At 57.0% G+C, this 23,391-nt stretch carries 25 protein-coding genes; 9 read left to right on the forward strand and 16 right to left on the reverse strand.

Annotated elements, in window-relative coordinates; all coding sequences use genetic code 11:
• Positions 1 to 65: 65 nt before the first annotated feature.
• On the reverse strand, positions 66 to 917 hold the full coding sequence (locus F8N12_RS18310; RefSeq protein ID WP_150581729.1) for an MIP/aquaporin family protein: 852 nt from the start codon (positions 915 to 917) through the stop codon (positions 66 to 68).
• A 366-nt stretch (positions 918 to 1,283) separates the two neighbouring features.
• Here F8N12_RS18310 and ybaK point away from each other — a divergent pair, with 366 nt between their 5' ends.
• Both ybaK and F8N12_RS18320 read left to right on the forward strand, forming a co-directional pair.
• Positions 1,284 to 1,754, forward strand: a complete 471-nt coding sequence (ybaK, locus tag F8N12_RS18315) for a Cys-tRNA(Pro) deacylase (protein ID WP_150581730.1) — start codon at positions 1,284 to 1,286, stop codon at positions 1,752 to 1,754.
• Between the two features lie 52 nt (positions 1,755 to 1,806).
• Positions 1,807 to 2,589 carry a PhzF family phenazine biosynthesis protein gene (locus F8N12_RS18320; protein ID WP_150581731.1) on the forward strand — a complete coding sequence of 261 codons (783 nt, stop codon included), beginning with the start codon at positions 1,807 to 1,809 and terminating at the stop codon, positions 2,587 to 2,589.
• A 124-nt stretch (positions 2,590 to 2,713) separates the two neighbouring features.
• On the opposite strand, the gene F8N12_RS18325 is transcribed toward F8N12_RS18320, so the two are convergent.
• Complete coding sequence (locus F8N12_RS18325; protein ID WP_150581732.1) at positions 2,714 to 3,823, reverse strand: ABC transporter ATP-binding protein; 1,110 nt, start codon at positions 3,821 to 3,823, stop codon at positions 2,714 to 2,716.
• On the reverse strand, positions 3,820 to 4,740 hold the full coding sequence (argF, locus tag F8N12_RS18330) for an ornithine carbamoyltransferase (RefSeq protein ID WP_150581733.1): 921 nt from the start codon (positions 4,738 to 4,740) through the stop codon (positions 3,820 to 3,822). Before argF ends, F8N12_RS18325 begins: the two co-directional genes overlap by 4 nt.
• Before the next feature lie 406 nt (positions 4,741 to 5,146).
• On the opposite strand from argF, the gene F8N12_RS18335 reads away from it, so the two are divergent.
• The 3 genes from F8N12_RS18335 (at position 5,147) to grxD (ending at position 8,114) form a co-directional block, all read left to right on the forward strand.
• Positions 5,147 to 5,437 (forward strand): hypothetical protein, encoded by a 291-nt coding sequence (locus tag F8N12_RS18335; protein WP_150581734.1) that lies wholly within the window; start codon positions 5,147 to 5,149, stop codon positions 5,435 to 5,437.
• Between the two features lie 132 nt (positions 5,438 to 5,569).
• Entirely contained in the window at positions 5,570 to 7,675 is a 2,106-nt protein-coding gene (locus F8N12_RS18340; protein WP_150581735.1) for a molybdopterin oxidoreductase family protein, read from the forward strand.
• Positions 7,676 to 7,772: 97 nt separating this feature from the next.
• Positions 7,773 to 8,114 carry a Grx4 family monothiol glutaredoxin gene (gene grxD, locus F8N12_RS18345; protein ID WP_150581736.1) on the forward strand — a complete coding sequence of 114 codons (342 nt, stop codon included), beginning with the start codon at positions 7,773 to 7,775 and terminating at the stop codon, positions 8,112 to 8,114.
• A gap of 289 nt (positions 8,115 to 8,403) precedes the next feature.
• On the opposite strand, the gene bfr is transcribed toward grxD, so the two are convergent.
• Complete coding sequence (gene bfr / locus F8N12_RS18350; protein WP_150581737.1) at positions 8,404 to 8,877, reverse strand: bacterioferritin; 474 nt, start codon at positions 8,875 to 8,877, stop codon at positions 8,404 to 8,406.
• A 199-nt stretch (positions 8,878 to 9,076) separates the two neighbouring features.
• Positions 9,077 to 9,295: a bacterioferritin-associated ferredoxin gene (locus tag F8N12_RS18355; RefSeq protein WP_028624305.1), complete on the reverse strand. Its 219-nt coding sequence runs from the start codon at positions 9,293 to 9,295 to the stop codon at positions 9,077 to 9,079.
• A 303-nt stretch (positions 9,296 to 9,598) separates the two neighbouring features.
• Here F8N12_RS18355 and F8N12_RS18360 point away from each other — a divergent pair, with 303 nt between their 5' ends.
• Entirely contained in the window at positions 9,599 to 10,201 is a 603-nt protein-coding gene (locus F8N12_RS18360) for a peroxiredoxin (protein ID WP_150581738.1), read from the forward strand.
• 165 nt (positions 10,202 to 10,366) lie between these two features.
• On the opposite strand, the gene rnt is transcribed toward F8N12_RS18360, so the two are convergent.
• Complete coding sequence (gene rnt, locus F8N12_RS18365) at positions 10,367 to 11,044, reverse strand: ribonuclease T (protein ID WP_150581739.1); 678 nt, start codon at positions 11,042 to 11,044, stop codon at positions 10,367 to 10,369.
• Positions 11,041 to 12,087, reverse strand: coding sequence for a dihydroorotase (pyrC, locus tag F8N12_RS18370; protein WP_150581740.1), 1,047 nt, complete (start codon positions 12,085 to 12,087; stop codon positions 11,041 to 11,043). Before pyrC ends, rnt begins: the two co-directional genes overlap by 4 nt.
• 157 nt (positions 12,088 to 12,244) lie before the next feature.
• Between pyrC and F8N12_RS18375 the strand changes: the two genes are divergently transcribed.
• Positions 12,245 to 13,153, forward strand: coding sequence for a flagellar protein MotY (locus F8N12_RS18375; protein ID WP_150581741.1), 909 nt, complete (start codon positions 12,245 to 12,247; stop codon positions 13,151 to 13,153).
• A gap of 129 nt (positions 13,154 to 13,282) precedes the next feature.
• Positions 13,283 to 14,500, forward strand: coding sequence for an argininosuccinate synthase (locus F8N12_RS18380; RefSeq protein ID WP_028624300.1), 1,218 nt, complete (start codon positions 13,283 to 13,285; stop codon positions 14,498 to 14,500).
• Positions 14,501 to 14,606: 106 nt separating this feature from the next.
• On the opposite strand, the gene F8N12_RS18385 is transcribed toward F8N12_RS18380, so the two are convergent.
• Complete coding sequence (locus tag F8N12_RS18385; protein WP_224787725.1) at positions 14,607 to 15,329, reverse strand: hypothetical protein; 723 nt, start codon at positions 15,327 to 15,329, stop codon at positions 14,607 to 14,609.
• A gap of 435 nt (positions 15,330 to 15,764) precedes the next feature.
• Here F8N12_RS18385 and F8N12_RS18390 point away from each other — a divergent pair, with 435 nt between their 5' ends.
• Positions 15,765 to 16,391 carry a response regulator transcription factor gene (locus F8N12_RS18390; protein ID WP_150581742.1) on the forward strand — a complete coding sequence of 209 codons (627 nt, stop codon included), beginning with the start codon at positions 15,765 to 15,767 and terminating at the stop codon, positions 16,389 to 16,391.
• Positions 16,392 to 16,474: 83 nt separating this feature from the next.
• Here F8N12_RS18390 and F8N12_RS27670 read toward each other — a convergent pair whose 3' ends face one another.
• From F8N12_RS27670 to metG, 8 genes are all read right to left on the reverse strand, one after another.
• Positions 16,475 to 16,648, reverse strand: a complete 174-nt coding sequence (locus tag F8N12_RS27670; RefSeq protein ID WP_191623184.1) for a PA3496 family putative envelope integrity protein — start codon at positions 16,646 to 16,648, stop codon at positions 16,475 to 16,477.
• 105 nt (positions 16,649 to 16,753) lie between these two features.
• On the reverse strand, positions 16,754 to 17,392 hold the full coding sequence (nth, locus tag F8N12_RS18395) for an endonuclease III (RefSeq protein WP_150581743.1): 639 nt from the start codon (positions 17,390 to 17,392) through the stop codon (positions 16,754 to 16,756).
• Positions 17,389 to 17,928 carry an Rnf-Nqr domain containing protein gene (locus F8N12_RS18400; protein WP_150581744.1) on the reverse strand — a complete coding sequence of 180 codons (540 nt, stop codon included), beginning with the start codon at positions 17,926 to 17,928 and terminating at the stop codon, positions 17,389 to 17,391. Before F8N12_RS18400 ends, nth begins: the two co-directional genes overlap by 4 nt.
• Complete coding sequence (locus F8N12_RS18405; RefSeq protein ID WP_150581745.1) at positions 17,921 to 18,532, reverse strand: RnfABCDGE type electron transport complex subunit G; 612 nt, start codon at positions 18,530 to 18,532, stop codon at positions 17,921 to 17,923. Before F8N12_RS18405 ends, F8N12_RS18400 begins: the two co-directional genes overlap by 8 nt.
• Positions 18,529 to 19,518 carry an RnfABCDGE type electron transport complex subunit D gene (locus F8N12_RS18410; protein ID WP_150581746.1) on the reverse strand — a complete coding sequence of 330 codons (990 nt, stop codon included), beginning with the start codon at positions 19,516 to 19,518 and terminating at the stop codon, positions 18,529 to 18,531. Before F8N12_RS18410 ends, F8N12_RS18405 begins: the two co-directional genes overlap by 4 nt.
• Entirely contained in the window at positions 19,505 to 20,515 is a 1,011-nt protein-coding gene (rsxB, locus tag F8N12_RS18415) for an electron transport complex subunit RsxB (RefSeq protein ID WP_150581747.1), read from the reverse strand. Before rsxB ends, F8N12_RS18410 begins: the two co-directional genes overlap by 14 nt.
• Entirely contained in the window at positions 20,512 to 21,081 is a 570-nt protein-coding gene (locus F8N12_RS18420) for an Rnf-Nqr domain containing protein (RefSeq protein ID WP_150581748.1), read from the reverse strand. The genes rsxB and F8N12_RS18420 overlap by 4 nt, the downstream gene beginning before the upstream one ends.
• Positions 21,082 to 21,295: 214 nt before the next feature.
• Positions 21,296 to 23,347: a methionine--tRNA ligase gene (metG, locus tag F8N12_RS18425; protein ID WP_150581749.1), complete on the reverse strand. Its 2,052-nt coding sequence runs from the start codon at positions 23,345 to 23,347 to the stop codon at positions 21,296 to 21,298.
• Positions 23,348 to 23,391 lie beyond the last annotated feature (44 nt).

The raw sequence follows: 23,391 nt of genomic DNA on the forward strand, positions 1-23,391 counted from the left end.
CCTTGCACGAAATAGAGGAGAGGTCGGGCGCGGGATCACGAGGGCAGGATCACGCGCCTACGGTATCAAGAAGTTCTTGGTTTGCCGTCAATGGCCGGTGCTGCGTCCTTTGTAGCAGGTTCGGCGCTGGGCAAATGACGGGCTATCAGCCCGCGATACGCTGCAGCACCAAGGCAGGCACCGACAATCGGTGCAAAAATCGGAATCAGGAAGTAGGGGACATCGCGACCGCCGGTGAAGGAAATTTCACCCCAGCCGGAGAAGAAAGTCATCAGCTTGGGACCGAAGTCGCGGGCCGGATTCATCGCAAAACCGGTCAGAGGGCCCATCGAACTGCCAATCACCGCAATAAGCAGACCAATCAGCAATGGGGCCATCGGGCCGTTAGGCAGGCCATTGTTGTCGTCAGTCAGGGACATGATCACACCCATGAGGATGGCAGTTATGATCATCTCGACCAGGAATGCCTGGGCCGTGGACAGTGCCGAATTCGGGAAAGTAGAAAATACCGACGCCAGTTCAAGGCTGGCTTGGGTGCCGCGAACCATGTGATGAGTTTGTTCGTAATCGAAGAATAGATTGCTGTACAGCGTATAGACCAGCAATGCGCCGCAGAAGGCGCCGGCAATTTGCGCGAGAATGTAAAAGGGCAGTTTGCGTTTTTCGAAGTCGGCAAAAATGCACAGCGCGATGCTGACTGCCGGGTTGAGGTGAGCACCGGAGACCCCGGCAGTCAGGTAAATCGCCATGCTGACGCCCACCCCCCAGATGATGCTGATTTCCCACAGGCCAAAGCTCGCACCCGCGACCTTGAGTGCGGCAACGCAACCGGTACCAAAAAAAATCAGCAACGCAGTGCCCAGAAACTCGGCCATGCATTGGCTGGAGAGTGACGGTTGTCGTAAAGCAGTTGTCATGGAAAGCCTCATTGTTTTTGTTGTCTGGCGCTTTTTTCTTCGTGGCCAAAGCGCGTTTTTTACCAAGGTAGAATCCCCATCCCGTCCCGGTCTACTGCAGTCTGATTCATGGGTACATGTGTACCTTATTCACATTCGAAAAAATATAGACAAGAAACGCTACTGTCAAAGGTCGAAAGTGAACTACCAGTCACATTGCAGCTATTAGTCACATGAATGATCATTTTGTTTGACGGTACCGCTGCCCGCTGACGAACGGTTTATTCATCAGCAACTCTTTGAAATGCAGTCAATTGGAGCCTTTCGCTAATTGTTGGCCTAGAATTCAGCGCAAGCTTTTTCACCTCCGATCTACCTGGAGCTGTCATGACCCCCGCATTGGATTTGTTAAAAAAAGTTCGAGCCGAACATCGGGTGCACAGTTACGAACATGACCCGAAAGCGGCTTCTTATGGCCTTGAAGCTGCCGAAAAACTGGGGCTGGCTCCGGCGCAAGTGTTCAAGACGTTGCTGGCGGCCAGTGAAAAAGGCGAATTGCTGGTCGCTGTGGTGCCAGTCGTCGGAACTCTGGACCTGAAAGGTCTCGCTCAGGCGGCGGGGGTCAAGAAGGTCGAGATGGCCGACCCGGCGGCAGCGCAGCGCTCGAGCGGGTATCTGCTCGGAGGCATCAGTCCGTTAGGACAAAAGAAACGCCTGCGCACGTTCATCGACACATCCGCTCAGCCCTTCGCGAGCATTTTCGTCAGCGCCGGACGTCGTGGCCTTGAAGTTGAATTGGCACCGGCGGTGCTGGCCGAGCACACCCAGGCGAAGTTTGCCGACATCGGCCGCGCTTGATGTCTGGCTTCTGATGGCTTCATGTTGGGTGATCGAACAAAGGGAGAGGTTTATGCAGATCGATTTTTATCAGGTCGATGCGTTCAGTGACCGACCGTTCAGTGGCAACCCGGCGATGGTTTACCGGCTGGACGCCTGGCTTGCCGATGAACTGATGCAGAAGATCGCCGCCGAGCATAATCTGGCGGAGACTGCGTTTGTCGTCAGGGAAGGGCTGGTCTGGCACATCCGCTGGTTCACCCCGACCACCGAGGTCCCCTTGTGTGGTCATGCAACGCTGGCCAGCGCCTTTGTGCTGTTCAACGTTTACAACGAGCCGACTGAGCGCCTGGATTTCATGTGCAGATCCGGTCCGCTGAGCGTGAGTCGCGACGTTGAACGCCTGTGGCTGGATTTTCCGGCCATCGCCCCCATGGAAGTGGGTGTGACTCTGGACGTCGAGCGTGCGCTGGGTGTCGAAGCGGTCGATGTGCTGGGCGGCAATGAACTGTTTGTGGTGCTGGAGTCAGAGCAGGCGGTTCTGGATTGCCAGCCGGACATGGCGGCCCTGGCCAAGCTGCCGTGGTTAGGGGCGATCGTGACGGCGCGGGGCATCAAGCACGATTTTGTCTCGCGCTACTTCGCTCCGGCCATTGGCATTAACGAAGACCCGGTGACCGGCTCGACCCATTGCAGCCTGATCCCGTACTGGTCCAAGCGGTTAGGCAAGTCGAGCCTGACGGCGTATCAGTGTTCGAAACGCGGGGGCGAGTTGTTCTGCCGACTGGAAGGGGATCGGGTCAAAATCGGCGGGCATGCGGTGCTCGTGGCAAGCGGCACATTGATGTTGGGTTAACCAGGATGGTGTAGGCGCAAGCTTGCTCGCGATGAACGTTGACGCGCTGCGTCGGTCATGCGCGGTGATGTTATCGCGAGCAATCGAGCGTCGACCGGCTGCTCCTGCTGAAGCAGAGAGGGTGTCAGCTGGCGGCGCTATGACGCCGGACTCCGGTTTCGGCCTGTGGAATCTGCGCAGCGGTGCTGCCGGATGCCTGAAACAAAACCAGGTGTTCGGCGGCGACACGAATGCCGACCTCGGCACCGACCAGATGATCGGCATGACTCGGGAAAATCGATTCCAGCTGTGCGCCGGTTGGCATCTCCAAGCGATACAGGGTAGATGCGCCTTGAAAAGACTTGCCAACAATCCTTGCCTTCAAGCCGCTGTCCGGCGCGTAGACGATATCGTCCGGACGCAGTAAAACATCGACTGCGCCGCCAATCGGCCAGGTATAAGCCCGATTGCCGCGAAGCTCGCCCAATTCTGTCTGCACCGATTCCGGACTGTTCAATTGACCACGAATGAAATAGCCCTGGCCGATGAAGCTGGCCACGTACGGTGTCAGCGGTTCGTGATAGAGGTTGTAGGGCGTATCCCATTGTTCGAGGCGACCTTCCTTGAAAACCCCGACGTGATCACTGACCGCAAAAGCCTCTTCCTGATCATGCGTCACCAGGATCGCGCTGGTGCCGCGAGCCTTGAGGATACCGCGCACTTCATGACTAAGCTTGCGCCGCAGTTCGCCGTCGAGGTTGGAGAAGGGTTCATCGAGCAGCAACAATTGCGGCTCAGGCGCCAGCGCACGGGCCAGCGCAACACGCTGCTGCTGGCCACCGGAAAGCTCGTGCGGGAAACGTTTGCCAAGATTTTTCAGATTGACCAGTTCGAGCAACTCTTCGGTCACGCGATTCTTTTGCGGATGCTTGCGGATACCGAATGCAATGTTTTCGGCCACGCTCAAGTGGGGGAACAGGGCGTAGTCCTGAAACACCATGCCGATCCGGCGTTTCTCCGGAGCAAGGGTGAAGCCGGCACTGGAGATGGTCTCGCCGGCGAGGGTGATATCGCCCTCGTGTACCGGCTCGAAACCAGCAATCGCGCGCAAGGTAGTGGTCTTGCCGCAACCCGAGGAGCCGAGCAGGCAGCCAATGTCACCGGCGTTCAAGTGCAGGTTAAGGTGCTGCACCACGCGTTGATCCTGGTAACCGCAGGCGAGGTTGCGCAGGTTGAGCAGTAATGGCTGGCTCATGCGTGGTGGTACGAAGGCGGGACGAGAAATTCGAGCAAGGCCTTCTGGGCGTGAAGACGATTTTCCGCTTGATCCCAGGCCACGGAGCGTTTGTCGTCGAGCACGTCCAGACTGATTTCCTCGCCGCGGTGGGCCGGCAGGCAATGCATGAACAGGACATCCTCGGCGGCCAGATCGAGCAGGGCACGGCTGACCTGATATGGCGCGAAGAGCTTCAAGCGCTTGGCGGTTTCTTCTTCCTGACCCATCGAGGTCCAGACGTCGGTGCTCACCAGATGAGCGCCGCGCACGGCCTCCTGCGGATCTCGAACGATTGTCACCCGCTCACCGGCGCGGGCGACGAATTCAGGACTGGGTTCATAACCCTGCGGGCAGGCAATGCGCAACTGGAAGTCGAACTGGATTGCCGCTTCTATATAGCTGTTGCACATATTGTTGCCGTCGCCGATCCACGCCACGGTTTTGCCCTGGATCGAACCGCGGTGTTCGAGGAACGTCTGCATGTCGGCCAGCAACTGGCACGGGTGCAGGTCGTCAGACAGGCCGTTGATTACCGGCACGCGGGAGTTGGCGGCAAATTCAGTCAGGGTGCTATGGGCGAAGGTGCGGATCATCACTGCATCGAGCATGCTCGACATCACGATCGCGCAGTCGCCAATAGGTTCGCCACGGCCCAATTGTGTATCGCGAGGGGACAGGAAAATGGCCTGACCGCCGAGCTGGATCATGCCCGCTTCAAAGGAGATTCGCGTGCGGGTGGAGGATTTTTCGAAAATCATCCCGAGCACGCGGTTTTTCAGAGGCTCGAACAGTACGCCGCGGTTACGCAGGTCTTTGAGCTCAACGCCTCGACGGATCACGCTGACCAGCTCTTCGGGCGTGCAATCCATCAGGGAGAGAAAGTGCCTTGCGCTCATCATTGACTACCTTTTGCAACGGACCGCAGATACTCAAAGCCTTGTTTAACGGAACAATGGGCGAGACCTGCGGCGTAAGCCGCACGGGGCGACGAAATAGGGGAAGGCGCGATATTGACATTAAATGTCGCGTCTTTCCAATAGGGCTACAGTGTTTAGGGGATTTCAGAGGGGCTCCGGGATGACCGCGGCAGCGCTTTTGAAGCCGGTATCCTGACAGCAGCCGCTCATTTGTACACCGTGCCCGCCGGCCTTTGCAATCCGGGCGGGCAAGGATGGTGCGCTGATGGTCGGTTTCCCGCGCAGGATTTTATGGAATGACAGAGAATTTTCTCCCCTTGAAACACTTGCTCATGCATAGTGCCGGGTTATAAATAAGTCACGAGCGCTGCAGGAAGACTTCGAAATGGAATCGAAAGAACAACAATTGATGGATTTACTTGGCCTGACGGCCCGTTCACTGACTCACCTCACTGCATCCATGACTTCAATGTCCTTTGAGTTGTTACGCAGCAACGATGAAATCACCAGGGCAGCAGGTCGGCGGATGATTGATCGCATGGCCACGATCAGTTCGGGGCTCGACGAGCACTGGCGGCTCATCGGCGAGTTGACCGGTGTACACGTCGCCCAAGAGCAGATCGAGACGATCCAGGAGATTCAGTTACAGGCACCACCAAGGCTGCCGTCGAAATGATTCCGGGGAGCATCGGCTGGCCTGATGGTCATCGATTCACGAGACGAACGTCGCTGGCGCAACAGCAGGGCACGGGCCATAGTTTTGTTCCCGCGGTCGATATCGTCCGCCCAGAACAAACAGAGACTGGCCATGACCAAGACTCTCCATCACCGTGCATGCCACCTGTGTGAAGCTATTTGTGGCCTGACCATCGAGACTACCGAAGCCGATGGCAACATGCAGATCACCTCGATCAAGGGTGATCCGCTGGACACTTTCAGTCGCGGGCACATTTGCCCGAAGGCTGTCGCCTTGCAGGACATCCAGAACGATCCCGACCGTTTGCGCCAACCGATGTTGCGCGTGGGAAGCGAATGGCAACCCATTGAGTGGCAAGATGCCTTTAGTCTCGTTGCCGAACGCCTTGCAGCGATCCAGCAGCGTCACGGGCAAAATGCGGTGGCGGTTTATCAAGGCAACCCCAGCGTTCACAACTACGGCTTGATGACCCACAGCAATTACTTTCTCGGCCTGTTGAAAACCCGTAATCGATTTTCTGCAACATCTGTCGACCAGTTGCCCCATCACCTGACCAGTCATCTGATGTACGGCCACGGGCTGCTGCTGCCGATTCCGGACATTGATCACACCGACTTCATGCTGATCCTCGGTGGCAACCCGCTGGCGTCCAACGGCAGCATCATGACCGTGCCCGATGTGGAAAAACGCCTGAAGGCCATTCAGGCGCGTGGCGGCAAAGTCGTGGTTGTCGATCCGCGTCGCAGTGAGACGGCGGCAATTGCCGATCAGCATCTGTTCGTGCGCCCGGGGGGCGATGCGGCATTATTGTTTGGCCTGCTCAACACCTTGTTCGTGGAAGGCCTGACCCGTGACAGTCATTTGCCCGTGGACGGTCTGGATGAGGTACGCGACGCCGTTATGTCGTTCACGGCTGAAGCCATGAGCCCCCTGTGCGCGGTGCCGGCCGAGCAGATTCGCCAATTGGCCCGTGACTTCGTGGCGGCGCCGACAGCGGTCTGCTATGGGCGAATGGGCGTTTCGACCCAGGCGTTCGGCACGTTGTGTCATTGGTTGGTGCAATTGATCAATCTGGTGACCGGCAATCTGGATCGTGTGGGCGGTGCGTTGTGCACCGAGCCTGCGGTGGATCTGGTGGCTTCTACCTCGGGCGGGCATTTCAACCTGTGGCAGAGTCGCGTGTCGGGTCGTCCGGAGTACGCGGGAGAATTGCCTGTGTCGGCGCTCGCCGAAGAAATCCTCACCGGCGGGGAAGGGCAGGTTCGCGCGCTGATCACCGTGGCGGGCAATCCAGTGTTGTCGACACCCAATGGCCGGCAACTGGAGCAGGCGCTGGACGGCCTTGAGTTCATGGTCAGCATTGACCTTTACATTAATGAAACCACGCGATATGCCGACCTTATCCTGCCGTCCACTTCAGCCCTGGAAAACGACCACTACGACACTACTTTCAATATGTTCGCGATACGCAATGTCAGCCGCTTCAACCGCGCGATTCTGGCCAAACCGGCGGGGGCGTTGCATGACTGGGAAATTTTTGTCGGCCTGGCCAAGGCCTTTGCCGCGATGACTGAGAAGGAATTGAAGCCGACGGTTCCACCTGCACAGATGATCGATCGCGGATTGCGCATGGGGCTGTATGGCGATGAGTCCGCGCATAAATTATCGCTGGCGACTTTGTTTGATCATCCACATGGCGTGGATTTGGGCGCACTGAAACCCAATCTGACAGCGCGTTTGAAAACCGGTAACCAGCGAATCCAGGCGGCACCGGCGGCGATCCTTGCTGATCTTGCGCGCTTCGCCGCCGTACAGGCGCCTGCTACCGATGAACTGCTGATGATTGGCCGCCGTCACGTGCGCAGCAATAATTCCTGGATGCATAATTATCATCGTCTGGTGAAAGGCAAGCCACGTCATCAGCTGTTGATGCACCCGCAAGATCTGGCCAGTCGTGGGCTCAATGACGGACAGCGGGTGCGTGTCAGTTCGCGGGTCGGCGTGATCGAAGTCGAAGTGCTCGGCAGTCTGGACATGATGAGGGGCGTGGTCAGCCTGCCGCACGGCTGGGGCCATGCGCGGCCGGGTGTGCAGATGAGCATCGCCAGCAGCCAGCCAGGCTCAAGTGCGAATGACCTCACCGATGAGTGTCAGCTTGACGAGTTGTCGGGCAATGCGGCGTTGAATGGCGTACCGGTAACTGTTGCCGCGGCGTGATTGAGTCTGTCGGGGAGTCCGAGCATGGCGCTCGGGTTTCCGTTACAATGCGCCACCGTGCCGACCCTTGAGTCGGAAAGTTCAGCCGAGGTGCTCCATGGATATCATCGAAACGATTAAAGAGCAGATTGCCAACAACACCATTCTGCTTTACATGAAAGGCTCACCGAATGCCCCGCAGTGCGGCTTCTCTGCGAAAGCCGCGCAGGCCGTGATGGCATGCGGTGAAAAGTTTGCATACGTGGACATCCTGCAGAACCCGGAAATCCGCGCCAACCTGCCAAAATATGCCAACTGGCCAACCTTCCCACAGCTGTGGGTCGGTGGTGAACTGGTCGGCGGTAGCGACATCATGACCGAGATGGCTGCAGACGGTTCGTTGCAAAGCACCATCAAAACAGCTGTTGAAGCGGCTGCTGCGAACAAGACTGAAGCCTGATGCACCTGGCTCCCTGCAGAAGCCGTGCAGAAGCCGTGCAGGAGCTGTGTAGGAGCTGTGTAGGAGCTGTGTAGGAGCTGTGTAGGAGCTGTCGAGTGAAACGAGGCTGCGATCTTCTCACCGCCAGCCCCAAAAAAAGCCCCGCCTCTCGAAAGAAGGCGGGGCTTTTTATTACGCTTGATAAGTTATGTCGGTGTCGGCGCTGTTATCGCCAGTATCGCAGCCTCGTTGCACTCGACAGCTGCTACGCAACCGGCTACACCTCCGCTAAACCGCTCCTGCGCAGCTCTTACTCTTCGCCCATCTGCGATTGCAGGTAGTTCTCGAGACCAATCTTGTCGATCAGGCCCAATTGGGTTTCCAGCCAGTCGATGTGTTCTTCTTCGGCTTCGAGAATGTCTTCAAGCAGTTCACGACTGCCGAAATCGCCAACGGTCTCGCAATGCGCAATTGCGACTTTCAGGTCGGCATGGCCGGTGCGTTCGATGCGCAGGTCGCATTCCAGCATTTCACGGGTGTGTTCGCCGATTTGCAGCTTGCCCAGATCCTGGACATTCGGCAGGCCTTCGAGGAACAAGATGCGCTTGATCAGCTTGTCTGCATGTTTCATCTCGTCGATGGATTCATCGTACTCATGCTTGCCGAGCTTGTTCAGACCCCAATCTTCATACATGCGCGCATGCAGAAAGTATTGATTGATCGCGACCAGTTCATTGGCAAGGATCTTGTTGAGATGCTGGATGACTGTGATGTCGCCTTTCATGATGGGGTCCTGCCCTGTATTCGCTGACTATAGGGCAGAGTTTGAGCCGCGCACCTAAGAGTGTCAAACCTAAGTTATTGAAAGTTAAGTGAAAATTAATCGGAATAAGAATGTTTGTGTTCCGCGTCTAACACGTAAGCAATTGATTTGCAGACATAAAAAACCGGACACTAAGTCCGGTTCTTTGAAATAGGGGTTTTTACGCGGCAGTAAATTCTACCGGGAAAGGAATCGCCGCTTGGGCGGTTTGGACTTTGGTCAGGGTTTCACGCACCACTTCCTTGGCAAGGCAGGCGCATTTTCCACATTGGCTGGCTACGCCGGTAGCCTGACGGACTTCCTTGTAGCTGCAGCATCCTTCATAGATTGCATCGCGGATTTGACCGTCGGTGACGCCAGTGCAGAGGCAGACATACATAAGTGAGAACCGTCGCTGGTTGTGACTCAATTGCGATGGATCTTAATGTTAACGAGAATGATTGTCAAAGTGCTTTCTGAAAGCTTCGCGTTATAACTGCGCATGGCTGACGAACGGTTTGTGCTGACGAGGCAGGGGGATTGCGTATTTTTGCCCCGCGAGGAAATCCGTGGAAGACAGGCGAAAAACCCAGTGTATGATGGCCGGTCCTTATGAAGCGGGTGGGTGTCACAGGGCTGTCGCCTGAGGGTGGCAGGCTGGCGCAAACCCGGAACTTCACGTTTTCACACCAGGAGATATTCAATGAGCGTACTCGTAGGCAAGCAAGCCCCTGACTTCACCGTACCGGCGGTACTCGGCAATGGCGAAATCGTCGACAGCTTCACCCTGTCGTCGGCCATCAAAGGCAAATACGGCCTGGTGTTCTTCTACCCGTTGGACTTCACCTTCGTTTGCCCGTCGGAGCTGATCGCTCTGGACAACCGCATGTCTGACTTCAAGGCACGCAACGTTGAGGTGATCGCTGTGTCGATCGACTCGCACTTCACCCACAACGCCTGGCGTAACACCCCGGTGAACAATGGCGGTATCGGCCAGGTTCGCTACACCATGGCTGCCGACATGAAACACGAAATCGCCAAGGCCTACGACGTGGAATCCGAAGGCGGCGTGGCTTTCCGTGGCGCGTTCCTGATCGACGACAAAGGCATTGTCCGTTCGCAGATCATCAACGACCTGCCGCTGGGCCGTAACATGGAAGAGCTGATCCGTCTGGTCGACGCTTTGCAATTCCATGAAGAGCACGGCGAAGTCTGCCCTGCCAACTGGAAAAAAGGTGACAAAGGCATGACCGCTTCCACCGAAGGTGTTGCGGCTTACCTGACCGAGAACGCTGCTGCCCTGTAAGGCGCGTTCGAGGCATAAAAAAACCGGCCATCAAGGCCGGTTTTTTTGTCCGCGGAACTAACGCAGGTCCCTGTAGGAGTCGGTTTCTGGTGATCCAATCACCTCGGTAATCGGGCAAACCGCGTTGCCTGATTCGCCAGCAAGCCGGCTCCTACGAAAAGCCGATCAGTCGTTGTAGTCTTCCCAGCCACCCATTTGCTTCCAGCGATTGACGATGCCGCAGAACAGCTCGGCCGTCTTCTCGGTGTCATAGCGCGCGGAATGAGCCTCACGGCCATCGAAGTCGATATCGGCAGCCTGGCAGGCCTTGGCCAATACGGTCTGGCCGTAAGCAAGACCGGCGAGCGTCGCGGTATCGAAGCTGGAAAACGGATGAAACGGGTTGCGTTTCATATCCAGACGGGCAACAGCGGCGTTGAGGAAGCCGAGGTCAAAGCTGCTGTTATGACCCACCAGAATCGCTCGCTTGCAGCCATTCGCTTTCAACGCTTTGCGAATGCCACGGAAGATATCGGTCAGCGCCGTTTCTTCGCTCACAGCCATGCGCAGAGGGTGGTCGAGTTTGATCCCGGTGAATTCCAGTGCAGCCGCCTCGACATTGGCGCCTTCGAACGGCTCTACGCGAAAGAAGTAGGTGTGATCGGGGTATACGAAACCTTTCTCGTCCATGCCGATTGTGGTCGCGGCGATTTCCAGCAGAGCGTCAGTGGCAGAGTTGAAACCGCCGGTTTCGACGTCGACAACGACTGGCAGGTAACCACGGAACCGCTCGGCCATCGGGTGGCGTGAACCACCTCCACCGCCTTGACCGTCCTGTTCGTCGTCGAAATGGTCTTCACTCACGCGTTTTCCTCCAGCAGGCGCCAGCGCAGTTTTTCACCGGCGCGCAGCGGGATTACGGTCAGCTCGCCAAATGGCAGGCTGGTTGGGGCGGTCCACTCTTGACGGACCAGGGTGATGCGATCGGTGTTCACTGGCAAACCGTAGAAACGCGGGCCGTTGAGGCTGGCGAAAGCTTCGAGCTTGTCGAGCGAATTACGCTGTTCAAAGGCTTCGGCATACATCTCTATTGCCGCGTAGGCGGTGTAGCAGCCGGCACAGCCGCAAGCAGCTTCTTTGGCATGTTGAGCGTGAGGGGCCGAATCGGTGCCGAGAAAAAACTTCTCGCTGCCACTGGTGGCGGCATCAAGCAGGGTTTCCTGATGCGTGTTGCGCTTGAGGATCGGCAGGCAGTAAAAGTGCGGCCGGATCCCGCCCACGAGCATGTGGTTGCGGTTGTACAGCAAGTGATGTGCGGTGATGGTGGCGCCAACGTTGGCCGAGGCCTCATTGACGAACTGCACGGCGTCGGCGGTGGTGATGTGTTCAAACACCACCTTGAGCGTCGGGAAACGCTCGACCACACGGCGCATGTGCTCATCGATGAAAATCTTTTCGCGATCGAACACATCGACATCGCCACGGGTGACTTCACCGTGGATCAGCAGCGGCATGCCGACTTCGGCCATGACCTCGATCGCAGGGAAGATCTTGTCGATGCTGGTGACGCCAGAATCCGAGTTGGTGGTCGCGCCAGCCGGATACAGCTTGGCGGCGTGCACGAAACCGCTGGCCCTGGCTTCACGAATTTCTTCGGGCTGGGTACGGTCGGTGAGGTACAGAACCATCAACGGCTCGAAACGGCTGCCGGCCGGACGGGCAGCGAGAATCCGCTGGCGATAGCTGTCGGCTTCAGCGGCGTTGCGCACCGGCGGGACCAGGTTGGGCATAATGATGGCGCGGCCAAACGTGCGCGCAACATCCGCAACGGTATTGGTCAACACGGCACCATCGCGAAGATGAATATGCCAGTCGTCGGGACGCAGCAGGGTCAGGCGGTCGGACATGAGGGAATTCCAGGCGGGTCAAACTGAGGGGAATGCTACCGGAAAAGACTCTTCCAGGCACTCGCTATCAAGTTTTGAAGGAAGCTTCCGATATCCAACAGGTATGCCGTAAACATCTGTATCGGTCTTTTTGTTGTAGAAGCCAGTGGAGCCTCCCGTGCGCCAGCGTTATTTAGCCTTGCTCAGTGTGTTTGCCAGCCTTCCCGCGATGGCGCTCACTTTCCAGACTCGCCTGGAGAGCATTGAGTGGACGGTCGAAGGGGACAAGTTCGAATGCCGTCTCACGCAACCGATTACTGATTTCGGTTCCGGCGAGTTCGTGCGCCGGGCCGGCGAGCAGGCGATATTTCGTTTGACAGCTTATAACGCGATCATCGGCGGTGGTTCGGCAACCTTGCTGGCGGCAGCCGCACCGTGGCAACCGGGGCGCGGCGACATCAATCTCGGTTCGGTACAGATCGGCAGCGGTAACGTGCTGTTTAACACTTCGCAGGTGCAGGCGGGCCGGTTGATCAGTGGTTTGATGGATGGACGCAGCCCGGTCATACGGCGCGCATCGGGTGACGGCCGGGTATCGGAAGTGCGCCTGTTGCCGGTCAAGTTCAACAAAGCATTCAACGACTACCAGAGTTGCGTGGCCAAATTGCTGCCGAAGAATTTCGAGCAGGTCAAACAGGCGCAGATCGGCTTCCCTGGCGAGGGCAATGACCTCGACGCGCAGGCCAAGGCGCAACTGCAAGTGATGCTGGAGTTCATGAAGGCTGATCCGACTGTCAACCACGTCGAGCTCGACGGTCACTCCGACAATAGCGGCAATCGCCTGACCAATCGCGACCTTTCGCGGCGGCGGGCGCTGGCGGTTGTGGACTTCTTGAAGGCCAATGGCATTCAGGAATCACAGATCACCATGCGTTTCCACGGCGAGCGATATCCGCTGGTGCCTAACACCAATTCCGCCAACCGGGCGAAAAACCGGCGGGTCAACGTGCATCTGGCGCGAGTCGCTCCCGCCGAGCCCGCAGCCCCGCAAACCACCGCATCGGCGAGTGCCGCGAAGACATCCTGACTGACCGGTCATCGTCGCGCAATCGACACGCTCTGTCGCTTCGTCGTCATAAGCTGTCGCGCCTCTGTAAATTATTCTGCATGACCGGTAGACTTGACGGCTTTCCGTAGAACCCCGTGGAGTGATGGCATGGCGGACGTAAACAAGGTCGTTCTGGCGTATTCCGGCGGCCTGGACACTTCGGTGATCCTCAAGTGGCTGCAGGATACTTATAACTGTGAAGTGGTGACCTTCACCGCTGATCTCGGGCAGGGCGAGGAGGTCGAACCGGCCCGCGCCAAGGCTCAGGCCATGGGCGTCAAAGAAATCTACATCGACGACTTGCGCGAAGAATTCGTCCGCGATTTCGTGTTCCCGATGTTCCGCGCCAACACCGTCTACGAAGGTGAGTACCTGCTGGGTACTTCCATCGCTCGCCCGTTGATTGCCAAACGCTTGATCGAAATCGCCAATGAAACCGGCGCTGACGCCATTTCCCACGGCGCAACCGGCAAAGGCAACGACCAGGTACGTTTCGAGCTGGGCGCCTACGCGCTGAAACCGGGCGTGAAAGTCATTGCGCCGTGGCGCGAATGGGACCTTCTGTCCCGTGAAAAGCTCATGGATTACGCCGAAAAGCATGCGATCCCGATCGAGCGTCACGGCAAGAAAAAATCTCCGTACTCGATGGATGCCAACCTGCTGCACATCTCCTATGAGGGCGGCGTGCTGGAAGACACCTGGACCGAGCACGAAGAGGACATGTGGAAATGGACCGTCTCCCCGGAGAACGCTCCTGATCAGGCGCAATACCTGGAGCTGACCTACCGCAATGGCGACATCGTCGCGCTGGACGGCGTCGAAATGACCCCGGCCACTGTGCTGGCGACCCTGAACCGCATCGGTGGCGAACACGGTATCGGCCGTCTCGACATCGTCGAAAACCGTTACGTGGGCATGAAGTCCCGTGGTTGTTACGAAACGCCGGGCGGTACGATCATGCTGCGCGCTCACCGTGCGATCGAATCGATCACACTGGACCGTGAAGTGGCCCACCTCAAAGACGAGCTGATGCCGAAGTACGCCAGCCTGATCTACACCGGTTACTGGTGGAGTCCTGAACGTCTGATGTTGCAACAGATGATCGATGCGTCCCAGGCCCACGTGAACGGCGTCGTGCGCCTGAAGCTGTACAAGGGCAACGTAATCGTTACTGGCCGCAAGTCGGACGAATCGCTGTTCGATGCCAACATCGCAACGTTTGAAGAAGACGGTGGTGCTTATAACCAGGCAGACGCTGCGGGTTTCATCAAGCTCAACGCCTTGCGCATGCGTATTGCTGCCAACAAGGGCCGGAAGTTGTTCTGAAACAAGTGATGGCGTGACGGATATGTGGCCTGGATCTCGGATCCGGCCACATATTTGAGAATAGGGATGGTGGTGCTGACAGTGCATGGATCATTCTTGTTGTTTTTCAAACTTCTTCCGATTGCTTTCTTACTGGTCGTTCTGGTGCCTGCAACGCCTCCTTTTTACTCGTCAATGGCCAGGTCTCAGCTATCACTGTCACTTCACGCGAAATCACGTTGTAGGCGACGCAAAACATCGAATTACAGTGCTTTTTTGCATTTTCAGTAAACTTCGGTGCACATGACCTCAGTGATTTTTCCGGATCACGGCCCGTTATGAACAAGACAAGCCGTGGCGCATCACTCCTCTCGCACGGATGTCTTTCGCAAAGATCGCGCATGTCGATCTTTCCATTCTTGCCTCGTGTGTCGAAAATTTGCAGGTCTTCGAATGGTGCCGCAAGTCGAACCAGATTTCGCCGGCACAAGTAAGTTCGCAGTCCGGGCTGTTCTGGCGGATCTTGAGCGATGTTTGGTCGTTGTTGGCACGGTTCAACAATGGGATTTTTCGAATTGCCATGCCCCGAGCGATCATTGTCCATGGCTTTAATAAAGTGCTTCCCTTTTACAAAGTCTGAGGGCGCGTAAAGTGAGCGATAATTAAAGTTAAGCGTGATGAAGAATAGAAAAATCAGGTAAAAAGGAAAGCTTATCAAAAACCATACGTAGGTCTGCCTCTCCTCGTCGTCGAGGAACGGTAAGGATATGGCCGCGGAGGTTTCAGACAGTGTCGCGAATATTGCAATGACTGTCATGGGGTTGGTGATCGTTTTTTTGAATTTTCTCATCTGTTGTACTCATGGGTAAGATTGTTTTCTCGGTGGTTTGGCTGATTGGGTAGGGGTTGATGTTTTATATACTAACTTGTTTCTGTTTTTGCGGTATAAGGTTGTAGTTTTTCTGGTCTGTCCCGGACCGTCTGAGTTGGCTCAGGTCGTTTGCTATTAACAACTCCCTCCAGTGTGCAGTGCCTGAAGATTATCGGAAATAATTATTTATTTTAATTAGTATATTAATATCTGCGTCTTAATTATTGGAAACATGAAGTAATCACTATTATTTTTGGATCAGGGTGCTTGTAGATTTCCTGTAGGAAGTTTCTGAGATATTAGTAGGAAGTGTCTTTGGTTGTGGGTGACTGGGGGAGGCGGCATGCCACGGATGAAACGACTAGGCTATTGTGCGGGCTCTAAAAAATCGAACAGCGAAAATTGGACTTGCCCATGAATAGAGTGCTGATCGTGGATGATCACCCTGTCATTCGTCTTGCGGTACGAATGCTGATGGAGCGTCATGGCTACGAAGTCATTGCAGAAACAGACAACGGTATCGACGCGCTGCAACTTGCCCGGGAACATATGCCGGACATTGTCATACTGGATATTGGGATACCGAAGCTCGACGGGCTGGAAGTCATAGCGCGTCTGTCATCTGCAGCCATGCCCGTGAAGGTCCTGATATTGACATCTCAGTCCCCAGGACATTTCTCAATGCGTTGCATGCAGTCCGGCGCCGCTGGATATGTTTGCAAACAGCAGGATCTTACCGAGTTGCTTAGTGCGATCAAGGCGGTTCTTTCAGGCTACAGTTATTTCCCAAATCAAGCCTTGCACACGGTGCGTTCCAGTTTGGGGAATGCCAGCGAGGCCGATATGGTAGATCGTCTCTCGGGCCGAGAGATGATGGTGTTGCAACAGCTGGCTCGAGGCAAGACCAACAAGGAGATCGCCGATGGAATGTTTCTCAGTAATAAAACCGTTAGCACCTACAAAACCCGGCTGCTGCTGAAACTGAATGCACGATCACTGGTTGATCTGATTGAACTGGCCCAGCGTAACGGGCTGGTCTAGCCCGCGTTGAATGGAAGCGGCGGGGAGCCTGTGTAGCTTTTGTATCCGATAAAAAAGCCTCCATTGCGGGAGGCCTTCAGGTATTACAGATCAAAATCGTAATCGGCCAATTGCTTCTGCAATCGACGCTCCTCCAACAGGTTATCAATGGTGCGGCGTTTGCTCAGGTTGGTCTTCGCCACTTCCACCGGCGGTTCATCGTTGTTCGGCTCTGAGAAGTCTTCTACTGCATCCAGCGGCTCTTTATCAGTACTCATCAGGCTACTCCAGGCTAAGATTGCCTTGGGGCTCCTTATATCGACAATTTTCCGGCGGGTACAAAAGATTTTTTCAATCGATCAGATACAAAAACAAGGGGCGTCTCAATCGTCTGAGGTTTTGTGCTTATACTCGCACAGGTCTTCGATCCGGCAACTGCCACACCGGGGCCTGCGGGCCAGGCATACGTAGCGTCCGTGGAGGATCAGCCAATGATGCGCGTCGAGCAGGTATTGTCTGGGTACAAATTTCATCAACTTTTGTTCAACCTCGACCACGTTCTTGCCTGGAGCAATGCCGGTGCGGTTGCTTACCCTGAAAATATGCGTGTCTACGGCCATCGTCAGCTGGCGAAAAGCAGTGTTGAGAACAACGTTTGCGGTTTTGCGGCCGACACCCGGGAGCGCCTCCAACGCCTCTCGGGTCTGTGGTACTTCGCCTGCGTGATGCTCCAACAACAGGCGACAGGTTTCGATCACGTTCCTGGCTTTGCTGTTAAACAGGCCAATTGTCTTGATGTATTCCGATAAGCCCTCGACGCCTAGTGCATAAATGGTCTGCGGTGTATTGGCCACCGGATAAAGCCTGGAGGTGGCTTTGTTGACGCCGACGTCTGTCGACTGCGCTGACAGGATGACGGCGATCAGCAGTTCGAAGGGCGAGGAATACGCCAGTTCGGTTTTCGGTTCCGGGTTGTCTTCATGCAACCTGCGAAATATTTCCTGACGTTTTGCGGCATTCATGGCGGATCAATTTTTCCTAAGTTTTGTTTATTGCCGGCATGCGTTGGCTGCCAGGCCTGCCAGGCGGCGAGCAGCAGGCCGAGCAGGATGAAGCCGCCAGGTGCCAAAGTCGCCAGACGCCAGCCACTGCTGCCCAGGAACATTCGCAACGCGGCCAGGCCCAGCATCAACACGCCGAACTGGAGGCTCAAGCGCAGACGATCACGTACGGCGTTATGGAAAAAACCGGTGTGATCCAAAACAACGCATTGCAACGCAATCAGCCCTGCATAAATGCCCATTGGCTGATGCCATTGAAGCGACCAGGCTTGCGTGGCAATTTCTGCACAACTGGTCAGGGTCGCTGCCAGAAGGATACCCCCCGGCAAGTGCGCTTGCGGAACCAGCCGATGGCGCAACAGCGTCATGCCCGCTCCATAGGCACTGATCACGACGATGAACATCAGCCAGACTCCCAGGGCGCTTGCGAAGAAGCCGGTTGCGCCGATCAGAGGCGTAAGCATCAAGCAACTTTGTAGCGCGCCGGGCTTATTCATGGGGACTGTTCCCGGTCAGCATTTGTGAATGCGCGTCGAAATATTTCAACGCGTCATGGACCGCATTGATCACTGCTCTTGAAGTGATGGTCGCGCCAGCGATCTGATCAAATTGCCCCTGATCCTTCCTCAACGCCCAGGCATTGTCAGGCGATCCGGTACGGGACTTGCCCGTGAAACCTTGAAGCCAGGCATTGGGCCAATCGGCGATTCGGGCCCCGAGCCCCTGGGTTTCCGATTGCGAGAGCGTTTTCACCCCCAGTAGCTTCCCGTGAGTGTCAATCGCGATCATCAATACGATGGCGCCTGCGTAACCGATCGTCTCGCTTTGCAGTAACACGGCGCTGGGTTGGCCGCCCTTGGTGGCCAGATATCCAGCCAACAACCTGCTATGGGTCAAAACGCTGCTGGCAGGTTGTAGTGGCTGCTGCAGCGGATCGTTGTCGTAACTGTCTGCCGGCAGCAGGTCCAGGAGGTTTCGGCGGTCAATCAACCGTTGCTCGGCAGCAATGTGCGGCGTGCTGGTGTAGTAAACCAGATAAGTCGCGCCCGCTCCCGTCATAGCCAACAACAGCAGAATGATCACGCTCGATGTGCGGTTCATGGTGCCAATCGCTCCGCTCTGGAGGCGACCATTCGCTCCAGCGTCGGTACGCCCAGATTCATCAACAGGACCGCAAATGCCAGGCCGTCTGGATAGCCGCCCCAGGTGCGGATCAGGTAAGTGAGCAACCCCACACCGACGCCGAACATCAGTCGTGCGCCGGGGCTTTTGGCGCCGGACACCGGTTCCGTGACAATGAAAAAGGCGCCGACCATGGTCGCACCGGTGAGCAGATGAAACAGAGGCGAGCCGTGGGAGTCCGAGCCCGAACCGTTCCAGCACAGCAGACTGATGATAAAAAGGCTGGCGAGCATGCCGACCGGCGCGTGCCAGGTGAATATTCGTTGCTGCAGGAGAAAAGCGCCCCCCGCGAGGAAAGCCAGGTTGACCCACTCCATGCCGCGCCCACCGAAGGTACCGAACGCCGGATTGGCCGAAAACAGCTCTTCCATCGTCAGGCTTTTATTGATGCGCACACTGTCCAGTGCCGTGGCCTGAGCCCAGGCATCCGGTGCCCCGGTGTCGAATCCGAAAAAATGCTGCATACCACCGAGCAGGTCCATGCCGTGAACCGCCGGCCATTGAGTCATCTGCTGCGGGAACGACACCAGCACCAATGCGTAACCCAGCATGGCCGGATTGAGCGGATTGCTGCCGACGCCGCCATAAAGGTGCTTACCCAACAGCATGGCCGATACTGCCGCGCTCACCGTCAGCCACCATGGGCAATAGGCGGGCAACGCGATCGCCAGCAGCATCGCACTGACCAAGGCACTGCCGTCCAGCAGAGAAGGCTTGAGTGGACGTCTTCGCAATTTCATCACCAGCGCTTCAATCGTCAGCGCTGAGATGGCCGCCAGCAGCAGGTTCAGCAACACCCCCCAGCCATAAAACCAGAACAGTGTCAGCAGACCGGGGATTGCAGCCAGCAGCACCCGCTTCATGGCGTGCTGGAGACGTTGGTCTATCGATTCAAGGGGCGACATGGGCGTCGACCTGACGTTGCGCCTCGTTCACTGCTCTTTCCAGTGACGCGATGTGTTCAGCCGACGCACCGGCGGTGTGTGCTTTATTGAGTTCGGCGCGGCGCATGGCCAATTGAATCTTGGCCCGTTTCAGCTCGGCACTTTGCGCCGGGGCTGCAACGACGGGAGCCCGTGGCGCGGTCTTTTCCAGATCTGTCAGCACAGCTTCCGCCGCCTCGAATTGCTGTTGCAGCACGATCAATTGCGATTGCTGTTCGAAGGTCGGCGGGTGCCCAAAAGCTTTCAGCGATTTGTTCAACTGGGCGCGGCTCATCGCTACTTCAATTCTGGCTTTCTTCAGCGCCGCATCGGCATTGGCGAGCTTTTGCGCGCTCACCCGTTCGAGGGCGACTTGCACGGGATCTGCCGTCGCTGCACCGGGCGGATTTGCAGCGCGTTGCGCACGAGCCTGGCGCTCGGCGAGTCTCTGCTGTTCCTCTCGCTGGAGTCGGGCGTTGCGCTGCTCGAATCGCCGCCGCGCATGATTACGTTTGGCAGCCCGGGCCTGTTGTTCTTCGAGATTAAACGCCAGACCGCCGACAATCGGCACCACTGTCGCCGGTTGCAATGGTCGCATCTCGATGCAATCAACCGGGCAGGGCGCTACGCACAGATCACAACCGGTGCATTCATCAACGAGCACCGTGTGCATGAGTTTCGCTGCGCCGACGATGGCGTCTACCGGGCAGGCCTGGATGCACTTGGTGCAGCCGATGCACTCTGCTTCACGGATGTAGGCCAGTTGCGCCGGGGCCGAGCCGCGGCTGACGTCCAGTTCAAGCACCGGCACTTTCAGCAGCTCAGCCAGTGCCGAGAGGGTTTCGCGACCACCGGGCGGGCACTTGTTGATCGGTTCGCCGTTGGCGATGCCTTCGGCGTAGGGCTTGCAGCCGGGATGCCCGCACTTGCCGCATTGGGTCTGCGGCAGCAGTGCGTCGATGCGTTGAATCAGACTCATGTTTTGATCAGCCCGCTGAATCCGAGAAAAGCCACTGCGATCAGTCCGGCGCCGATCAGATCGATCGGCAAGCCACGGAAGGGCAGGGGGACATCATTGTCGAGGGTGCGCTGACGCAAGTCGTTGAACAGAACCAGTATCAGCCAGAATCCCAGGCCGGCGCCAAGGCTCAGGGCCGTGGCGTAGAGGATGTCCTTATCTACCTGAGCGTTGAACAGTGTCACCCCGAGCACGCCGGCATTGCCCAGCAATAGCGGCCAGAGCCCCTCGAACGACCAAGCTGGAAATACCCGTGCAAGCAGCTTGAGCATGGGCGTGATCAGCAGCACACTCAGCGGCAGCAGTACGAACAGCTTGAGCGACGTCAGCTCAAACGGTAACAGCAGCCAGTAAAAAAAAGCATGGCCAAGAAAACCGGCGATCAGCATCAGGCACGTTGTCGCAAGGCCCAATGCGTGAACCTGACGACGTTCGGCAGCCAATAGCGGGTCAGCGGCAAGCGGCCAGTGCAACACGCAGTTGTTGATCAGGGCGGCGCTGATGATCGTAAGAAGCAGTTCGGTCATGATCGTCCGTATGCACACAATTATTACTGGTCGCGAATGGTTCCGTAGGAGCTGCCAAAGGCTGCAATCTTCAGGTCTTGCTCGTTGAGATCGAAAGATCGCTGCCTTCGGCAGCTCCTACACAATAAAGCCCTTCTTCAGAGATGTTTGCGCCAGATATGAAAAATCCCACAGTCGCATCTGGCACGACTGTGGGATCGGTGCAGCGCAGAGCTTACTTGATACGCTGACCCGGCTTGGCGCCGCTGTCGGGGCTGAGCAGGTAGATTTCTTCACCGCCAGGGCCGGCCGCCATCACCATGCCTTCGGAAATACCGAACTTCATTTTCCGTGGCTTGAGGTTGGCGATCATCATGGTCAGGCGACCATCGAGCTTGGACGGGTCCGGGTAAGCGCTCTTGATCCCGGAGAACACGTTACGTTGCTCGTCACCGATGTCCAGGGTCAGACGCAACAGCTTGTCCGCGCCTTCCACGGCTTCGGCCTTGAGGATCAGCGCAACACGCAGGTCGATCGCGGCAAACGCGTCGAAATCGATTTCCGGCGACAGCGGGTCCTTGGCCAGTTCGCCGTTGCCGGCCGGTGCAGCACTGCCGGTGTCGGTTGCGCTGGCGGTCAGGTCTTCTTTCGAGGCGTCTGTCATGGCTTGCACTTTCACTGGGTCGATGCGGGTCATCAACGGCTTGAATTCGTTGAGCTGATGGTTGGCGAGCAACGTCGCGTGGTCGTTCCAGGTCAACGGTGCGACGTTCAGGAAGGCCTCTGCATCGGCGGCCAGCAATGGCAGCACCGGCTTGAGAAAGATCACCAGCTGGCGGAACAGGTTGATGCCCAGTGCGCAGATGGCCTGGACTTCATCCTGCTTGCCTTCCTGTTTATTCAGCGACCACGGCGCTTTGTCGGCGATCCACGCGTTAGCGCGGTCGGCCAGACCCATGATCTCGCGCATGGCACGCGCGAAGTCGCGGGCTTCGTAGGCTTCAGCGATGCTAGGCGCGGCCGCCAGGAATGCATCGGTCAGCTCCGGCGCAGCATTGCCGGCCACCAGCACGCCGGCGTTGCCTTTGTGGATAAAACCGGCGCAACGGCTGGCAATATTGACGACTTTGCCGACCAGGTCGGAGTTGACCTTCTGCACGAAGTCTTCGAGGTTCAGATCGAGGTCGTCAACACCACGGCCCAGCTTGGCTGCGTAGTAGTAGCGCAGGTATTCCGGCGACAGGTGATCCAGGTAGGTCCGGGCCTTGACGAAGGTGCCACGGGATTTGGACATCTTCTGGCCGTTGACGGTCAGGTAGCCGTGCACGTTGATGCCGGTCGGCTTGCGCAAACCTGCGCCCTCGAGCATCGCTGGCCAGAACAGGGCGTGGAAGTTGACGATGTCCTTGCCGATGAAATGGTACAGCTCGGCCGTTGAATCCTTGTTCCAGAACGCGTCGAAGTCCAGCTCCGGCGTGCGATCACAGAGGTTCTTGAAACTGGCCATGTAACCGATCGGCGCATCCAGCCAGACGTAGAAGTACTTGCCTGGCTCGTCAGGGATTTCGAAACCGAAGTACGGCGCATCGCGGGAGATGTCCCACTGTTGCAGGCCGGCATCCAGCCATTCGGCGATCTTGTTGGCGACTGCTTCCTGCAACGTGCCGCTACGGGTCCAGGCTTGCAGCATTTCCTGGAAGTCCGGCAGTTTGAAGAAGAAGTGCTGGGAATCCTTGAGCACCGGGGTGGCGCCAGAGATTGCCGACTTCGGATCCTTCAGGTCGGTCGGTGCGTAGGTCGCACCGCATTTTTCGCAGTTGTCGCCGTACTGGTCTTCAGTGCCGCACTTCGGGCAGGTGCCCTTGATGAAGCGGTCGGCCAGGAACATTTTCTTTTCCGGGTCGAAATACTGGGTGATCGAGCGCTGGGCGATGTGCCCGGCGTCGCGCAACTTCAGGTAGATCTGGCTCGACAGCTCACGGTTTTCTTCGGCGTGAGTGGAGTGGAAGTTGTCGAAGTCGACCAGGAAATCGGCAAAGTCGGCGCTGTGTTCAGCCTGGACGTTGGCGATCAGTTGTTCCGGGGTAATGCCTTCCTTTTCCGCACGCAGCATGATGGCCGAACCGTGAGCGTCGTCGGCGCAGACATAGATGCATTGATTGCCGCGGTGCTTCTGGAAGCGCACCCACATATCGGTCTGGATATATTCCAGCATGTGGCCAAGATGGATCGAACCATTGGCATAGGGCAGGGCGCTGGTAACGAGGATCTTGCGTGGCTCGGACATGGGGCTCGGCTACTTGATGAAACGGAGGTCGGCCACTATAAAGC

This window comes from Pseudomonas fluorescens, assembly GCF_902497625.1.
GTDB lineage: Bacteria > Pseudomonadota > Gammaproteobacteria > Pseudomonadales > Pseudomonadaceae > Aquipseudomonas > Aquipseudomonas fluorescens_BQ.

Bases quoted from the DNA above. Each gene is read 5' to 3' on its own strand.
- F8N12_RS18310 (WP_150581729.1), bottom strand. From the start codon at position 917: ATGACAACTGCTTTACGACAACCGTCACTCTCCAGCCAATGCATGGCC.
- ybaK (WP_150581730.1), top strand. From the start codon at position 1,284: ATGACCCCCGCATTGGATTTGTTAAAAAAAGTTCGAGCCGAACATCGG.
- F8N12_RS18320 (WP_150581731.1), top strand. From the start codon at position 1,807: ATGCAGATCGATTTTTATCAGGTCGATGCGTTCAGTGACCGACCGTTC.
- F8N12_RS18325 (WP_150581732.1), bottom strand. From the start codon at position 3,823: ATGAGCCAGCCATTACTGCTCAACCTGCGCAACCTCGCCTGCGGTTAC.
- argF (WP_150581733.1), bottom strand. From the start codon at position 4,740: ATGAGCGCAAGGCACTTTCTCTCCCTGATGGATTGCACGCCCGAAGAG.
- F8N12_RS18335 (WP_150581734.1), top strand. From the start codon at position 5,147: ATGGAATCGAAAGAACAACAATTGATGGATTTACTTGGCCTGACGGCC.
- F8N12_RS18340 (WP_150581735.1), top strand. From the start codon at position 5,570: ATGACCAAGACTCTCCATCACCGTGCATGCCACCTGTGTGAAGCTATT.
- grxD (WP_150581736.1), top strand. From the start codon at position 7,773: ATGGATATCATCGAAACGATTAAAGAGCAGATTGCCAACAACACCATT.
- bfr (WP_150581737.1), bottom strand. From the start codon at position 8,877: ATGAAAGGCGACATCACAGTCATCCAGCATCTCAACAAGATCCTTGCC.
- F8N12_RS18355 (WP_028624305.1), bottom strand. From the start codon at position 9,295: ATGTATGTCTGCCTCTGCACTGGCGTCACCGACGGTCAAATCCGCGAT.
- F8N12_RS18360 (WP_150581738.1), top strand. From the start codon at position 9,599: ATGAGCGTACTCGTAGGCAAGCAAGCCCCTGACTTCACCGTACCGGCG.
- pyrC (WP_150581740.1), bottom strand. From the start codon at position 12,087: ATGTCCGACCGCCTGACCCTGCTGCGTCCCGACGACTGGCATATTCAT.
- F8N12_RS18380 (WP_028624300.1), top strand. From the start codon at position 13,283: ATGGCGGACGTAAACAAGGTCGTTCTGGCGTATTCCGGCGGCCTGGAC.
- F8N12_RS18385 (WP_224787725.1), bottom strand. From the start codon at position 15,329: ATGAGAAAATTCAAAAAAACGATCACCAACCCCATGACAGTCATTGCA.
- F8N12_RS18390 (WP_150581742.1), top strand. From the start codon at position 15,765: ATGAATAGAGTGCTGATCGTGGATGATCACCCTGTCATTCGTCTTGCG.
- F8N12_RS27670 (WP_191623184.1), bottom strand. From the start codon at position 16,648: ATGAGTACTGATAAAGAGCCGCTGGATGCAGTAGAAGACTTCTCAGAG.
- nth (WP_150581743.1), bottom strand. From the start codon at position 17,392: ATGAATGCCGCAAAACGTCAGGAAATATTTCGCAGGTTGCATGAAGAC.
- F8N12_RS18400 (WP_150581744.1), bottom strand. From the start codon at position 17,928: ATGAATAAGCCCGGCGCGCTACAAAGTTGCTTGATGCTTACGCCTCTG.
- F8N12_RS18405 (WP_150581745.1), bottom strand. From the start codon at position 18,532: ATGAACCGCACATCGAGCGTGATCATTCTGCTGTTGTTGGCTATGACG.
- F8N12_RS18410 (WP_150581746.1), bottom strand. From the start codon at position 19,518: ATGTCGCCCCTTGAATCGATAGACCAACGTCTCCAGCACGCCATGAAG.
- rsxB (WP_150581747.1), bottom strand. From the start codon at position 20,515: ATGAGTCTGATTCAACGCATCGACGCACTGCTGCCGCAGACCCAATGC.
- F8N12_RS18420 (WP_150581748.1), bottom strand. From the start codon at position 21,081: ATGACCGAACTGCTTCTTACGATCATCAGCGCCGCCCTGATCAACAAC.
- metG (WP_150581749.1), bottom strand. From the start codon at position 23,347: ATGTCCGAGCCACGCAAGATCCTCGTTACCAGCGCCCTGCCCTATGCC.